The 15,372-nt window shown below is 43.7% G+C and carries 15 protein-coding genes; 4 read left to right on the plus strand and 11 right to left on the minus strand.

The annotated features are described in order from the left end of the window. Nucleotides 1-160: 160 nt before the first annotated feature. The gene (locus AC1DVB_RS20185) at nt 161-1,099 is read right to left on the minus strand and encodes a DHH family phosphoesterase (protein ID WP_477590658.1); all 939 of its coding nucleotides are present in this window, start codon (nt 1,097-1,099) and stop codon (nt 161-163) included. 168 nt (nt 1,100-1,267) lie between these two features. Between AC1DVB_RS20185 and AC1DVB_RS20190 the strand changes: the two genes are divergently transcribed. Next, nucleotides 1,268-1,570 carry a YtpI family protein gene (locus tag AC1DVB_RS20190; protein WP_034309143.1) on the plus strand — a complete coding sequence of 101 codons (303 nt, stop codon included), beginning with the start codon at nt 1,268-1,270 and terminating at the stop codon, nt 1,568-1,570. 27 nt (nt 1,571-1,597) lie between these two features. On the opposite strand, the gene AC1DVB_RS20195 is transcribed toward AC1DVB_RS20190, so the two are convergent. The 3 genes from AC1DVB_RS20195 to AC1DVB_RS20205 form a co-directional block, all read right to left on the minus strand. Next, a complete protein-coding gene (locus tag AC1DVB_RS20195) occupies nt 1,598-2,917 on the minus strand; it encodes a DRTGG domain-containing protein (protein ID WP_034311452.1) in 1,320 nt (439 codons plus the stop codon). Between the two features lie 71 nt (nt 2,918-2,988). Then, nucleotides 2,989-3,213, minus strand: a complete 225-nt coding sequence (locus AC1DVB_RS20200) for a hypothetical protein (RefSeq protein WP_034309145.1) — start codon at nt 3,211-3,213, stop codon at nt 2,989-2,991. Between the two features lie 893 nt (nt 3,214-4,106). Then, a complete protein-coding gene (locus AC1DVB_RS20205; protein ID WP_048681095.1) occupies nt 4,107-4,787 on the minus strand; it encodes a metal-dependent hydrolase in 681 nt (226 codons plus the stop codon). A 118-nt stretch (nt 4,788-4,905) separates the two neighbouring features. Here AC1DVB_RS20205 and AC1DVB_RS20210 point away from each other — a divergent pair, with 118 nt between their 5' ends. Next, nucleotides 4,906-6,003, plus strand: a complete 1,098-nt coding sequence (locus AC1DVB_RS20210; protein ID WP_477590660.1) for a M24 family metallopeptidase — start codon at nt 4,906-4,908, stop codon at nt 6,001-6,003. A gap of 81 nt (nt 6,004-6,084) precedes the next feature. Here the strand turns inward: AC1DVB_RS20210 and AC1DVB_RS20215 are convergent, their stop codons facing one another. Further along, entirely contained in the window at nt 6,085-6,654 is a 570-nt protein-coding gene (locus AC1DVB_RS20215) for an outer membrane protein assembly factor BamE (RefSeq protein ID WP_230134757.1), read from the minus strand. 230 nt (nt 6,655-6,884) lie between these two features. On the opposite strand from AC1DVB_RS20215, the gene AC1DVB_RS20220 reads away from it, so the two are divergent. Beyond that, on the plus strand, nt 6,885-7,322 hold the full coding sequence (locus AC1DVB_RS20220) for a universal stress protein (RefSeq protein ID WP_034311454.1): 438 nt from the start codon (nt 6,885-6,887) through the stop codon (nt 7,320-7,322). A gap of 52 nt (nt 7,323-7,374) precedes the next feature. Here AC1DVB_RS20220 and argH read toward each other — a convergent pair whose 3' ends face one another. Together argH and AC1DVB_RS20230 are read right to left on the minus strand one after the other, a co-directional pair. After that, nucleotides 7,375-8,754 carry an argininosuccinate lyase gene (argH, locus tag AC1DVB_RS20225; protein ID WP_454861574.1) on the minus strand — a complete coding sequence of 460 codons (1,380 nt, stop codon included), beginning with the start codon at nt 8,752-8,754 and terminating at the stop codon, nt 7,375-7,377. Continuing rightward, a complete protein-coding gene (locus AC1DVB_RS20230; RefSeq protein ID WP_034309158.1) occupies nt 8,751-9,956 on the minus strand; it encodes an argininosuccinate synthase in 1,206 nt (401 codons plus the stop codon). Before AC1DVB_RS20230 ends, argH begins: the two co-directional genes overlap by 4 nt. 213 nt (nt 9,957-10,169) lie before the next feature. Here AC1DVB_RS20230 and AC1DVB_RS20235 point away from each other — a divergent pair, with 213 nt between their 5' ends. Beyond that, nucleotides 10,170-10,484: a hypothetical protein gene (locus AC1DVB_RS20235; RefSeq protein WP_063590452.1), complete on the plus strand. Its 315-nt coding sequence runs from the start codon at nt 10,170-10,172 to the stop codon at nt 10,482-10,484. Between the two features lie 58 nt (nt 10,485-10,542). Here AC1DVB_RS20235 and AC1DVB_RS20240 read toward each other — a convergent pair whose 3' ends face one another. The 4 genes from AC1DVB_RS20240 to AC1DVB_RS20255 form a co-directional block, all read right to left on the minus strand. Next, a complete protein-coding gene (locus AC1DVB_RS20240) occupies nt 10,543-11,055 on the minus strand; it encodes a MogA/MoaB family molybdenum cofactor biosynthesis protein (RefSeq protein WP_477590663.1) in 513 nt (170 codons plus the stop codon). After that, nucleotides 11,052-11,894 (minus strand): EcsC family protein, encoded by an 843-nt coding sequence (locus AC1DVB_RS20245; RefSeq protein WP_477590665.1) that lies wholly within the window; start codon nt 11,892-11,894, stop codon nt 11,052-11,054. The genes AC1DVB_RS20240 and AC1DVB_RS20245 overlap by 4 nt, the downstream gene beginning before the upstream one ends. A gap of 225 nt (nt 11,895-12,119) precedes the next feature. Beyond that, nucleotides 12,120-13,325, minus strand: a complete 1,206-nt coding sequence (locus AC1DVB_RS20250; protein ID WP_477590667.1) for an acetate kinase — start codon at nt 13,323-13,325, stop codon at nt 12,120-12,122. A gap of 176 nt (nt 13,326-13,501) precedes the next feature. Then, a complete protein-coding gene (locus AC1DVB_RS20255) occupies nt 13,502-14,488 on the minus strand; it encodes a class I SAM-dependent methyltransferase (RefSeq protein ID WP_034309170.1) in 987 nt (328 codons plus the stop codon). Between the last annotated feature and the right edge of the window lie 884 nt (nt 14,489-15,372).

Here is a 15,372-nt window from a genome sequence, read left to right on the forward strand (position 1 = left end):
CGCTTTCCGCGGGGCGGGCGGTGAGCCTCCTCGGCGTAAACGCCTGTGGGGTCTCACCTGTCCCGCTGCTCCCGCAGGAGTCTCGCACTTCCGCTCCAATCAACCTTAAATAGTTTCGTTTAAAAACAACAATCTTTACGWAAAGAGCCTTTAAATTTTATCATTCCGCTTTATTCAACTCTTCCATGTCGGCAAGGATATTATCCACTTCATCCCAAGAATAGATCGAAGCCCCTGCTGCAAACGGGTGGCCTCCGCCGTTATATTTACGGGCAATCGTATTGATGACCGGTCCTTTAGAACGGAAACGAACCCTGATTTCTTGATCCTYTTCAATGAAAAAGACCCATGACTTAACATTTTTAATCGAACCTAGCGAGGAAACGAGCTGCGATGCCTCAGATGTGGAAGCATTGAATTTTTCAAGTATATCTTTCGTGATGAYCATTTTCCCCGTTCCATATGGAAGGATTTCAAAATGCTGCAGCACATATCCATTCAACCGGACTATGCTTTCCTCGACGTCATACATCTCCTGATATAACTGCGGGCGGGAGAACGAATAGTGAATCAATTCACTGGCATAGGCAAATGTCTTTTCAGTCGTGCTTTGGAATAGGAAACGACCTGTATCGCCAACAATGCCTGCATATAGAAGGCGTGCCGCTTCATCACTCATCTTCAAGCCCTGCTCTTTACCGAACTGGTAAAACTCGTAAATCATTTCACTTGTGGAACTTGCCGATGTATCGACCCAACGCATATCCCCATATGGATCTTCATTAGGATGATGATCGATTTTAATCAGTTTATCCCCCGTCGTGTAACGTGCATCACAAATCCGGTCCGTATTTGCGGTATCACAAACGATGACCAAGGCACCTTGATATGTTTCATCCGAAATCACATCGAGCCTTCTTAAATAATTCAATGACGGTTCCTCTTTTCCGACCGTATAAATTCGCTTTTCGGGGAAAGATGCTTTCAGGATTTCCGCCAATCCCCCCTGTGAACCATAAGCGTCCGGATCTGGACGGACATGACGATGGAGAATGATAGTATCATAACGCTTTATATCTGCTAATATTTCAGCTTTCATATTGATCTCCCCTTAACATATGTATTATCGAGCCTTATAAAGATGATATATTTCATTTAATCAAAAAATTGCGGAAATAGGAAGTCTCATCTTGTTTACTGTGGCATTCTCTTTCATTTCCCGCTACAATAAAAAGGTACATATGTTAAATTGGGGGAATTTCAAACGATGCCTATTCTTGTCACCTTGATCGTTCTTTCACTAGGGGTCTATCTGTTTTATAAAATCAAATCGGTCCGAACCAGAATGCCGATGGAGAAAAAGTGGATTTCAGGGAAGTCTTCCATTGCCCTCGGTGCGTTTGTCGCACTATTCGGAATCAATCAGCTTTTTCTATTCCACACGACCATCACTTATATCATTGCCGCCGTTTTCATCTTCGTTGGCTTATTCAGTATTTGGGGTGGCTATAAAATGTATAAATTTTATTTGCCGCATGCAATCGAAGAAGCTGCAAATCAAAAAGGATAATCGAATTTCGATTATCCTTTTTATTTTTCATGATCGGTCCAGCAATTGACAAGTCAACATCGCCTTGCCGACAAGCTTGCCTTGGTTAAACACCTCGACATCGACTTTTCCGAATTTACGTCCTACATCAAGGACACGCGGATGGATTTCAAGCGTACTGTCGATCTGGACTGGCTTGATGAAGTAGATCGTCATGTTTTCCACGACCAAGTCACCGCGCTTATAGCTTCTAAGTGCTCGATTTGCCGAGTCGGTGACCAATGTCGTGAACACACCGCTTGAAATGGTACCAAGGTAATTGGTCATCTGCGGGGTGACTCCATAGTTATACACTTCCTCGCCCTTGCCGCGATTCGAAGTCATCACAAGCTGGCTGGTGATCGTATCGTCGATCGTTTCGCCGACCTGGGGCTGCCTTTGACTCATTTGCAATGCCTTCAGCACATCCTGCCTGCTCACGATACCCTTTAGGATATGACTGTCATTCACGACCGGGATTAACTCGATCCCTTCCCAAACCATCATATGTGCAGAAGATGCCACACTCATTTTATCGCCTACGGTCATCGGGTTTTTCGTCATCACCTTATCGATGAGCGTCATCTCTTCCTGTCCGATGATATCTTTTGATGTGACCATTCCTTGAACCTTCATATTGTCATCGACAACAGGGAAACGGCTATGCCCCGATTCCTGATTCAGTTCATGCCAGGTCTGAACCCGGTCACCCACGGTCAAAAAGGTCGTTTCCTGTACGGGTGTCAAAATATCCTCCACCAGCAAGATTTCCTTTTTGATCAATTGGTCATAAATCGCCCGATTGATCATCGTTGCGACGGTAAACGTATCGTAACTCGTTGAGATGACAGGCATCTCCAATTCATCGGCTAACCTTTTAACAGGCTCTTCAGTATCGAACCCCCCAGTGATCAGCACCGCTGCACCCGCTTTTAACGCGTGCTCATGGGCCTGTGTACGGTTCCCGACGATCAGCAGGTTTCCTGCCCCTGTATATCTCATCATGGCATCCAGCTTCATCGCCCCGATGACGAATTTATTTAATGTCTTATGAAGTCCCGTTTTACCTCCAAGAACTTGTCCGTCAACAATATTGACTACCTCTGCAAAAGTGAGCTTTTCAATATTCTCTTTTTTCTTTTTCTCAATGCGGATCGTGCCTACCCGCTCAATCGAGCTCACGTAGCCCTGGTTCTCCGCCTCTTTAATTGCCCGGTATGCCGTACCTTCACTAACATTCAATGCTTTCGCAATTTGACGGACGGAAATCTTCTCGCCAACAGGGAGCCCATCGATATGTTTCAATATTTGTTCATGCTTTGTAGCCAAGCGCTTCACCCTTTTCACGGTATTCCTATTACCCATTATAAGGTCAAAGAGCCCAGTTTATCAAACAACTACTAGTATTGGCGCAACCTTTTGTATTCCGGCTGGCGCTTTACCTTTTGTTTCTTAGGAGAATATAGTATGCCCGTCAAGTTTCCAGCTACCGCCAACAATGCAAACAACAGCCAGGAGCCGGCAAACAGACCCTCCAGACCGCCACTTTCCAACGACAAGCGCGGCACGGCATAATACAGCATCACACCGCATAAAAGCAAACACAGTAATAACCTCTGTTTCATCCAATCCCCCCTTTTTTTTCATCTATTCATTTTATGCCTGCGAAAGGAAAAAAGACTTGGCTGCTGAGCGAGAGTTTACTTTCAGATAGATTCACTTTGTATGGATTCTTTTTTCATAAAAGAGGAGTGAATTTACTCGATATACATCAGGAGGAGTTTTGTTAAACATATCAATTCAATAATAGTTGCTTTGAGCGCCCTAACTATAGATGGATGTTCCGAAGCAGGTACTAAAGTGGCAGTCAATGGAGAGGAAAATGATTCTAAACAGACAGATAATAAAGAAGTATCAGAAATAAAAATGAAGTTTAGAARAGAAACTCACTGTACGAGGTAGTTTGCAAGAAAAACAGGAAGCAGTAGTATTGGTAAAACACCAATCATCACTTGGTCCACAGCGGTGCAGACAAACGCACCAACAACCACGACTTACCCATGCATTAGATTTTGGAAACTGGACGCTATCTCGATAATGAGATATACGGAAGTGTATATGTAAAATAATGAACTTGACTTATTTTCCTAAAGTACTCCTTTTCTAATAAAAAACAAAAAGTCTTTAGTAAAGGCGGATATAAATTGTTAAGTCTGAATGGAGAAAGAAAAAGTCAACTTACAAACCTTCCAAAACTGAGGGCAATTGGGTTTCTCTCTTAGTTTTAATGCAGAGTTGATTGGAGCGGGTGTGCGAGACTCCTGCGGGAATGCGGGTCCAAGGGAGACCCCGCAGGCGCATAAGCGCCAAGGAGGCTCCCGGACCGCCCGCGGAAAGCGAGTGCCTGCAGTGGAAAGAAACGGTCAAATTTTACAAACCTAAAAAAACTGTCGACACACTCCATTATCATCGAGCCTATCTATAGTCTGACGGAAGCCCCTGCAGGCTCCCGCTCCTTTTAAAAGTCTATTTCATCCCCGGCTTCCATGATCAGTCCATTTTCCTCTTCAAGCAGGTCGAGGAATTTTTCAGGATCCTGTTTGATGACAGGGAAAGTATTGTAATGAATCGGCACGACTTGTTTGGCTTGAAGGAATTTCGCTGCAAGTGCTGCATCTTCCGGGCCCATGGTGTAATTGTCGCCGATAGGCAAGAATGCCAAGTCAATCGGATGTCGTTCCCCGATCAGTTTCATATCGGAAAATACCGCTGTATCCCCTGCATGATAGATCGTTTTCCCTTCTATCGTAAGCAATATTCCAGCAGGCATTCCTAAATAAATGATTTGCCCCTCTCCATTATTGAATCCCGTTCCATGGAAAGCTGGCGTCAGTTTCACTTTTCCAAAGTCGAACTCGAAAGCTCCGCCGATGCTCATCCCGTGGGTCCTGACCCCTTGATCACCCAGGTAATCGGCAATCTCTGCAATGCCGATTACAAGCGCATCATGCCTTTTGGCCAATTCAACCGTATCACCGACGTGGTCATTATGGCCATGTGTTAAGATGATCACATCCGGTTTCACATCTTCCACCTTCAAATCGGTCAATTCGTTTCCAGTAATGAATGGATCGATTAAAATCGTTTTACCATTCGTTTCGACTTTTACAACTGCATGTCCATGAAAAGATACTTTCATTTTTGATGCTCCCTTCCCATACCAACAATTTTTTTATGTAGCTTTCTTAGGCCTTTCCCATTTACTATACTTTTAAATATTGCTAAGGTAATTATATCTTATTAATGGAGGTACCGTCATGAATGAACGTTTGAAAGAACTACAAACTTGGCTACAGGCGAATGAGGCTGAAGCCGCTTTACTTACATCTACAGAGAGCATCTTCTATTTGAGCGGGTTTTTTAGTGATCCTCATGAAAGACTGCTGGCACTTGCCATTTTTGCAAATGCCGAACCTTTCCTTGTCTGCCCGCAGATGGAAGTTCCGGATGCTAAACAAGCTGGATGGGATGGAGATGTCATCGGTTACACCGACATTGAAAACCCTTGGGAAAAAGTTAAACAGGCAGTCAAGGATCGCGGTTTAACCATTCATACAATGGCCATTGAAAAAGAGCATATGAATGTGGAACGTTATGAAAAGGTCCAACAACACTTCGGAGCACCGAAGCTTGTTTCCGCAGAAGAAAAACTTCAAAAGATGCGAATGATCAAATCGGAAGATGAAATGGTCAAAATCCGTGAAGCATGCCGCCTTGCCGACTTTGCGATTGAAGTGGGTGTCAGCGAAATTCATGAAGGTAAAACGGAAATGGAAATCCTTGCAGCGATTGAATACGAATTGAAAAAGGCTGGAGTGAGCCAAATGTCTTTCTCCACCATGGTCCTGACTGGTAAAAATGGCGCTTCCCCGCATGGCACACCTGGGAATACGAAGGTTCAGCGCGGCGACCTTGTCCTCTTTGACCTTGGCGTCGTTCATGAAGGGTACTGCTCTGACATTACTAGAACGGTTGCTTACGGAGATATCAATGATAAACAGGCAGAAATATATGAAACTGTACGTAGAGCACAAGAAGCTGCCGTTGCAGCCAGTAAACCTGGTGTATCCTGTTCCGAGATAGACTTGACGGCCAGAAACATCATCAGGGATAAAGGATACGGTGAATTCTTCCCGCACAGGCTCGGCCACGGACTTGGGATCAGTGTCCATGAGTATCCATCCTTGACTGAAACGAATTCACTCGAACTTCAATCCGGAATGGTTTATACCATCGAACCTGGCATATATGTTCCAAATGTTGCAGGTGTCAGGGTTGAAGATGATCTATTGATCACCGATGCCGGCTGTGAGGTTTTGACCAAATTCCCGAAGAGCCTGCAAATCATAAAGTGATAATGCATGAACCATTTAATATAACGAAATCCGAATACCCCCGCCTTCATTTAAGACGGGGGTATTTATTCAACATATCAACTAATCGGTCCGCAGTTCATACTTCATTGCTTTATCACTGCCGTCAAACCAAATGACCAGCCATTCACTATCTATTCTTATGATTCCCCTCTCGTCACCGAGATAATAAACAACATTATCTTCCTCTTTAAAGTATTCCGTTTCTGTTGGAGACCCTAAAAGCGTGAACACTTCATCTTTTGTCATGCCTATCAATTCATGTTCATTGATTAAGTCATCTACCAGGTAGACTCTCCCTCCAACATCATTTAACCATCTTTCAGTGGTGAACCTTGATTCAGATTCATTTACCCCTAACATAACCACACAAAAAACCAGAAGGGCAAAGCCAAGGCTTGATATGACTATAAATCTAATTTTGGGTTTCCTTTTATTATGCTTATTGGTATATTTCCATGAAATCCTTTGAAAAAATAGTAATAGAATAAATGGAAGCAGCAGTGCTGATATACTCATTAAACTGATCGTAGCATGTACAAAATTGATGTAAGAAATAAAAATGCAATAGATCAAAGCATACAAAAGCACGTATAAATATAATGCATAGTTTACTATTTTTGAAACACTCAAAGAAAAAAACTCCCCTCTCACATTAGAGGTTACCATAAATAAACAAATAAGCTAAAAAGAATAGATATTCGTCATGCAATGATTCATCACATCATAAAAAGGTTGGAATCATATAATTTCCAGATTATTGGCATAAACATTCGCTAATTTGTTACAATTGAAATCAGATCCATAAGGTAAATCATTGTATAATAGGAATGAAATAGAAGGAGGAGATTCACTTGAATAGTATAGATTATAAAAATATTCTTGTAGCAGTGGACGGCTCGGAAGAAGCAGAGTGGGCCTTAAAAAAGGCCATCTACTTAGCAAAACTCAGTGACGCTACCCTTGTGCTCACACACATCGTGGATACAAGGAATTTCCCTACTGTCGAAGCTTATGATATGACTATCCGTGATCACTCTGAAACCTTTGCCAATGAGCTATTGGACAAGTATAAAACGGAAGCCATTGCCTCCGGGATTACAAAGGTCCAAACAGAAGTTGCCTATGGTTCTCCTAAAGTTCAAATTCCAAGGGATTTAGCTAAAAAGCATTCGATCGATTTAATTGTCTGCGGTGCAACAGGCCTTAATGCAGTCGAACGTTTCCTTATCGGCAGCGTGTCGGAAGGCATCGTTCGCCATTCAAACTGTGATGTAATGGTCGTGCGTACGAATCAATAAGAGAAAATGATAAAAAGCTCGTTCGCCAAATTGGTGAACGAGCTTTTTCCTGTTATTCACTTACCAGTTTTTCCGCTTTTTCAATCGCCAGCAGGACTTGGGCAAAACCTGTACCGCCCGCACTGTTACGGCGTTTAACTGCCTCATAAGGATTTAATGCATCATAAATATCCTGATCAAACAACTCGGAAGCTTCCTGGAATTGTTCAATGCTCAGGTCGACTAAATAGCAGCCATTCTGGACACAGAACAATACAAGCTTCCCGACCACTTCGTGCGCCTCACGGAAAGGCATTCCCTTTGAAGCCAGGTAATCAGCTAATTCCGTCGCATTCGAGAAGTCATTTTTTGTTGCTTTTTCCATTTCGTCCGTTTTCACTTTCATCGTTGAAATCATGCCGGCAAATATTTTAAGTGAACCAACAATGGTCTTAACCGTATCAAAAACGCCTTCTTTATCTTCTTGCATATCTTTGTTATAAGCAAGCGGCAGTCCTTTCAAAACAGTCAATAACCCGGTTAGGTTCCCATAAACCCGTCCTGTTTTACCACGGATCAATTCCGCCATATCAGGGTTTTTCTTTTGGGGCATGATGCTGCTTCCAGTGGAAAACGCATCATCCAATTCAATGAATTGGAATTCCTGGCTTGACCAGAGAATGATTTCTTCGCTGAAACGGGATAAATGCATCATCATTGTCGCGCTGTTGCTCATGAATTCAATGGCAAAATCACGATCACTTACCGCATCAAGGCTGTTTTCGTATATTCCCTCAAACCCCAATAGCTCCGCACTGAGGGCACGGTCAATCGGGAAAGTCGTCCCAGCTAATGCCCCAGCACCCAATGGAGAAATATTGATTCTTTTGAAACTCTCGGTGAAGCGCTGCTTGTCACGCTCAAGCATCCAAAAATAGGCCATTAAATGGTGGGCAAACGAAATGGGCTGTGCACGCTGTAAATGTGTATAACCTGGAATCAGTGTTTCCACATTTTTCTTGGATTGTCCCAAAATCGCTATTTGCAAATCATTGATGAGTTCCAGAATCACTTTCGTTTGGTTCCGCATATACAAATGAAGGTCGGTTGCAACTTGGTCATTACGGCTTCTTCCTGTATGAAGCTTTCCGCCAACTGGACCGATTTCGCTTATTAGCATACTTTCCAGGTTGAGGTGGATATCTTCCATCTCAACCTTAAAAGTCAATTCACCCTTCTCAGCTTTTTCCTGTAAACTTTTCAGACCCGCAATGATCTGATCCGCATCTTCTTCAGGTAAAATGCTGCATTGCTTTAACATGGTTACATGAGCTAAACTGCCTTGAATATCTTCAAGGACAAGTTCCTGGTCAAAGGAAATGGAAGCTCCGAACTCATCTACCCATTCTTCGGCAGATTTCGTAAATCTTCCTCCCCAAAGCTTGCTGCTCACACGGTCACCTTCTTGCTATTGACCATGCTGTTCACTTTCGTTGGAAGTCCCCATAGCTTAATGAATCCAACTGCTGCATCATGATCGAATTCGTCCGCTTTTGTATAGGTAGCCAATTTTTCGTCATATAGGGAGTACTCGGATTTTCTTCCTTCAACAATCGCATGACCTTTGAATAGTTTCACACGTACCGTACCCGTAACATTCACTTGTGTTTCTTTCAGGAATGCAGCCAAAGCTTTTTGAAGCGGAGAGAACCAAAGTCCCTCATAAATCAATTCAGTCATTTTCTTCTCGATCACCGGTTTGAAGTGAGCCAGTTCTTTAACAAGCGTGATATCTTCAAGTTCTTTGTGTGCAGCTATCAATGTCATCGCACCAGGAGCTTCATAGACTTCACGTGATTTGATCCCTACTAATCTATTTTCAACGTGATCGATACGTCCAACTCCGTGTTTGCCGGCAATTTGATTCAACTCGACGATCAGGTCAGCCAATTTATAGTTTTTATCATTCAATGTAACCGGCACACCTTGTTCAAAACCAATTTCAATGATATCGGCAGTATCTGGCGTACATTCAAGGCTTGTAGTCAAATCATAGGCCTCTTCCGGCGGAGCTGCCCAAGGATCTTCCAGGATTCCGCATTCGTTACTTCTTCCCCAAAGGTTTTGGTCAATCGAGAACGGGCTCGCCATGCCAATCGGAACGGGAATGCCATTTTTCGCTGCATATTCAATCTCCTCTTCACGAGACCATTTCCAGTCACGAACAGGTGCAAGAACTTGCAAATTAGGGTTCAATGCGGAGATTGATACTTCGAAACGCACTTGGTCATTTCCTTTTCCCGTACAACCGTGCGCAACGGCAACCGCGTTTTCCGCTTCAGCCACCTCCACTAATTTCTTCGCGATCAGCGGACGTGATAAAGCTGATACCAATGGATATTTCCCTTCATACAAAGTATGTGCCTGAAGAGCCGTCAATGCGAATTCATCAGCGAATTCGTCCTTCGCATCAATGACATAGGAACTTACCGCACCAACAGTGATCGCTTTTTCCTTAATGAAATCCAAATCTTTTCCTTCTCCGACATCCAAGCAGCATGCCACAACTTCGTACCCTTGATCTTGTAACCATTTAATTGCAACGGAAGTATCCAAACCTCCGGAATATGCTAAAACAACTTTTTGATTTTCCATTTCCATCGTCCTTTCGTGTGAATAAAAATTCATCGTTTGTTATTTTTATTCATTCTATGATTAGTACTTTATCATCTTTATTAATGAAATACAAGGGGTATTTTAAAGATTTCGCTAAATAATCCCCTATTATTTTCAGGGAATTTACACATTGGATGCTTCCGCGAGAATATAGTAAACTAGGAGTATGATAAATCGAAAAGCGGAGGGCATATGAGAGAACTATTTATCTATGATGAAAGGCTCGGCATCTCCATTCCTGATTTGAATCTGGAGTGGGATGAATATACAAAAGGCGAGCAGCAGCAAATACTCGTACATTGGGAGAATATCAGGGGAAGCATCCCGGACCGCATCAAGGAACTGGAATCCACGATAAACCGAAAGCAGTTTCAGCTCTCCGATGAGAGTAATTTCGCCAAATCATGCCAGCTCAATTCTGAAATTGCGGAACTTGCTTCCATCATCAATGATTTATGGCTTTGGTATCGTGCCAATCAAGCCGTGACGGAAAAGATGCATAATTAAGGCCTATTCCATGCAAAAAAAGCCACAGTTTAAAACTGTGGCTTTTTTTGCATCCCTCTTATAAATCCTTGCGAAGTTCACCGACGACATGTCCCAATTCCGGAAGTATCAATTTATTCATTGCAAGCCGAACCGCCCCTGATGAACCTGGGGTGGAAAAAACCGCTTTGTTGTTCACGACTCCGGCAATTGCCCTGGATAGAATGGCAGCCGCCCCGATATCCTCTTGATAGCTGAGCATACGGAAAATCTCGCCAAAACCGGGTATTTCCTTGGTCATCAATTCTTTGACCGCCTCGATCGTTACATCCCTTTTGGCGATGCCAGTGCCCCCATTTGTTAATATGACATCAACCATGCCGCTTTGACTGCCAGAAGTGACCGCATCCTGAATCGCCTTCCGCTCATCCTTAACGATTACATATTCCGTCACTTCATGACCACTCGATTTCAATAATTCCTTCATCAGTGCCCCGCTTTTATCCTTTTCTTCATCGCGCGTATCGCTGACGGTTATCACCATGCAGCGAACTGCCTCCGTGACGGCTTTTTTATGATTCTTGACACTCATTCTCCATCAGCCTTCTTTTCCAGTAAATAACGATATTGATAGAACTTCTGGGCAAATTCACTGACATTCCGGGTCATTTGATAATTGGATCCAGCCCCGATGGCCATGCTGATGAACGGTATGCCCCGAACCAGTTTTTTGCGGAAAACGGCAATGGAAAATGCTTTCAACAGCTGCTTGAGCGGCTGTTCCATCCATGTAGGGTTTGTCAATTCTTCGATTCCTAAATAAAAATAGTCATCTTCTGCTGTCTGTACCTCACGGATCAATTCTTCCCAGGCTATTCCTTGGAGCCTCTTTGGCATCGCTCCTGCATTGAATACCTTAAGGGCCAGCATCATTTCAAACGGTGTATTCACCTCGACACCATAAGACATCGCAATCAGCTGTACGATCCTGACATTGATGACGGTCATGGCCGGAATATCGCTCCCCAGCAAAAGCAGGCCTCCTGATCCGCTCATCCCGCCTTGTGCAAAAGAATATAAGCGATGCTTAGCGATATGCTGATTGGCTATGTAATTCAACTGGTCGATCGATAAGTGATTCAAATCACTCAACGTTTCGATTTCTTCATTAAACACGCGCGCAGATGCTAAAATCCGCTCTCTTGCATCTATTTGAACTTGTGAGCTCTGAACCATGGCATGCAAATGAAAAAGCCAAGTATCAAGCTTTTCAAAAAACTGTTGTTGGACGTTTTCCGGTAGCAGGGCAAACCCCTGCTCCAACCATTTATCATACAATGCAGCAAGATCTGTTGGCTCATATTGATAGAGTTTTTCCTGCCATTCACTAATTTCATTCCAAACTTTCATTTCCCGGTTCGTGAATTCCATGCATCAAGCCTCCTATGTACAGAATTGGTGGATTCTCCCTTAAGTATACCATAGAAAGAAGCATTTCTCAGAATGGATGAGGGCGATCCGGCGTTCAAGGATATGGATTGCCAATATATAATATCAACAAGAAGTCGAATTCCGCTGATGAAAATTGATAAACTTCATTCACTGGAAAGACCCCCTTACCAAAGAGATAAGGAGACCATTATAAAAAACAGGAAGTCATGCTTTCCAAGTTTCTTTCAAAGCTATTTTCACGGTATCCCTGACAATCATGATTTCTTCATTGGTTGGGATGACCATGACTTTGACAGGTGAATAAGGTGTATTGATGAACGCTGCCTTGCCCTTGGTGCGATTGAGATCCTTATCCCAATATACCCCCATGAACTCAAGTCCCTCCAAGATACGCCCTCTAATTGTTTGACTGTTTTCACCGATGCCCGCTGTAAAAATGATGCCGTCCACACCTCCCATTTTAGCTGAATAGGAGCCAATGTACTTGTGAATCCGATCTGCAAATACTTTAAGTGCGAGTTCAGCCCGCTCATTTCCTTTATCCGCTTCAACTTGAATATCGCGCAGGTCGCTGGAAAATCCGGAAAGGGCTAGCATGCCGCTTTCCTTATTCAGGACATCCAGCACTTCATCTGCAGTTTTTCCCGTCTTCTCCATGATATAAGGAATCAGTGCAGGGTCGATGTTCCCTGACCGCGTTCCCATGGTAACACCGGCCAAGGGAGTAAACCCCATTGATGTATCAATCGATTTGCCTCCCTTTATGGCCGTAATGCTTGCACCATTCCCTAAATGGCAGGATATCAATCGAAGCTGTTCAATTGGGCGGCCAATCATTTCGGCAGCACGCTGCGATACATATTTATGTGAAGTACCATGAAACCCATACTTCCTAATTCCGTACTTTTCATAATATTCAAGAGGTAAGCTGTACAAATAGGAACCTGCTGCCATCGTTTGATGGAAGGCCGTATCGAATACCGCAACCGCTGGCACATCATCAAGTATTCGCCTGAAGGCTTGGATTCCGGTGATATTGGCTGGATTATGAAGGGGCGCCAACTCGGAAAGCTTTTCGATTTCCTCTATTACATCCTCCGTGATCAAGACCGAGTCACTGAATACCTCGCCGCCATGCACCACCCGATGCCCTACGCCATCTATCTCTTCAAAGGAGTCAATGATGCGATGGTCAATGAGCTTTTTCAATAAAAGCCCTACAGCCACTTCATGATTGGGTATATCCACCGTTTCAGAAACATTTTCGCCTTCGACGCTTAAAGTGAATGCGGAATTTTTCAAGCCGATTCTTTCTACAATACCTTTTGTAATTACTTTTTCACTAGGCATCTCAAAAAGCTGAAACTTCAATGAAGAGCTGCCCGCATTAATAGCCATGACTTTTGACATCGATCCTGCTCCTTTACTCTAAGTTAGTTCTTCCATATTCATCTCAATGAAACGTGCAGTGTATAGTACAATCTTATCATGGCATGCGATTCCAACCAAATAATAATGAAAATTGCCAATCATCACTTTTCCAAAAAAAAATGAAAGCCAATGCCTGCGGCATCAGCTTTCATTGATTATTTTTCCTCTTTAAACCAATCATCCATCTGTTGCATGACAGATCTTGTCGCTTCGAAATCCGACAACTTCGGAAGCTGTACAAGCAATGCCTTCTTCGGAGCTTCGATCCCCTCTTTTTTCTTTTGAAGGATCAGGATGCTTTTGGCAGCCGATTCATTCTTGAACATGGAAAGCGGCAGTTGCACCATCCCTTGGATATGTGTATGCTTCTTCAGGAAATCATTGAGTTTCGGAGCTTCCTCCGAGACGAACAGGTTATTCGGGACAATGAAGAATAGGTGTCCGCCATCCTTCGCGTGTTTAACACCTTGTTCAATAAACAAATGATGTGCATACGAATGTCCCTTGTCGGCCTTCAATTCATATTCAGCTGCACGCACATCATTCGGGTAATAACCAATCGGCAAATCACTGACCACAACATCTGAAGGATCGATGAAAAGTGGCTCCAAGCTGTCCTGATTGAAAAATTCCAGTGGATGTTCTTGCAGGTTGGCACCAGCATAAGCAAGCCTGATCAAGGTTTCATCAATCTCGACACCATATGAAGCGATGTTCTTATCAGTAAGCTGATTCATGATCGCAAATAGTAAGTTCCCCGTCCCAATGGCTGGATCGAGCATGACTATCTCTTTTTGGTCCTTGGTGAATTTACCGACTAAATAGCTGACGAACATGCCGACTGCATCAGGAGTCATATGATGATTCGGCTGAACGCTCTGCTGCATGCCTTTTAAAATGGCAAGCTGATACGCTTTACGGATTGCTTCCTTCTCATATTTCTCTGGTGAAAAATCTGCATAATGCTTCGCTAACCTTTTCTTCGATACTTCACTGATTTCATCCTGCAGGACTTTCCCTTGGAAGAAATTCTCGCCCGTTTCGCCCAAGGCATCCAGATACGTACATGATAGTTCACTTTGCAATATTTGAGCTGTTTCATCAAATTCATAAAATAATTGTTCAACTGGGGTAGACTTCACTTATTAATTCCTCCTGTTTGCTTCTGTCCCTATTTTAAAGGTAAGAAGAAAGAGATACAAGCCGTACGTCCTGCTCATCATTCTTCGTTTGTTTAACGTACCGTTTTCCGTTTGATAAGGAATCTCTCGCGCCCACTCCCTTGTAAAATTTGGACGTTGATTTCCACTTCAGGCACTCGCTTTCCGCGGGCGGTCGGGGAGCCTCCTCGGCTTGCGCCTGCGGGGTCTCGTTCCTTACGTTCCAATCAACTTTGTTTTGAAATTTAGATAGAAACTCTTTTGTCTAACAAAGTGGCTTGGACTGGTCACACCCCGAACCATGAAATGTTATTCGGGGACTTGATTTCCGTTCCAGGCACTCGCTTTCCGTGGGCGTTCCGGGGAGCCTCCTCGGCTTGCGCCTGCGGGATCTCCCCTGGACACGCTTTTCCCGCAGGAGTCTCGTACCTTACGTTCCATTCAACTTTGTTTTGAAATTCAGATAGAAAACCTTTTGTCTAAAAAAGTGGCTAGGACTGGTCACACCCCGAACCATGAAATGTTATTGGGGGAMTTGATTCCGCTTCASGCACTCGCTTTCCGCGGGCGGTCTGCCCTCGGCCTTCGCCTGCTGGGTCTCCCCTGGACACGCTTTTCCCGCAGGAGTCTCGTACCTTACGTTCCAWTCAAMTKTGTTTTGAAATTCAGATAGAAAACCTTTTGTCTAAAAAAGTGGCTTGGATTGTCACAACCCGAAATATGAAATGTTATTGGCGGACTTGATTTCCGCTCCAGGCACTCGCTTTCCGCGGGCGGTCTGCCCTCGGCTTTCGCCTTCGGGGTTCCCCTGGACACACTTTTCCCAGTAGAAGTCTCGTACCTTACGTTCCATTCAACTTTGTTTT

This window comes from Peribacillus sp. P4_D6 (assembly GCF_056401795.1).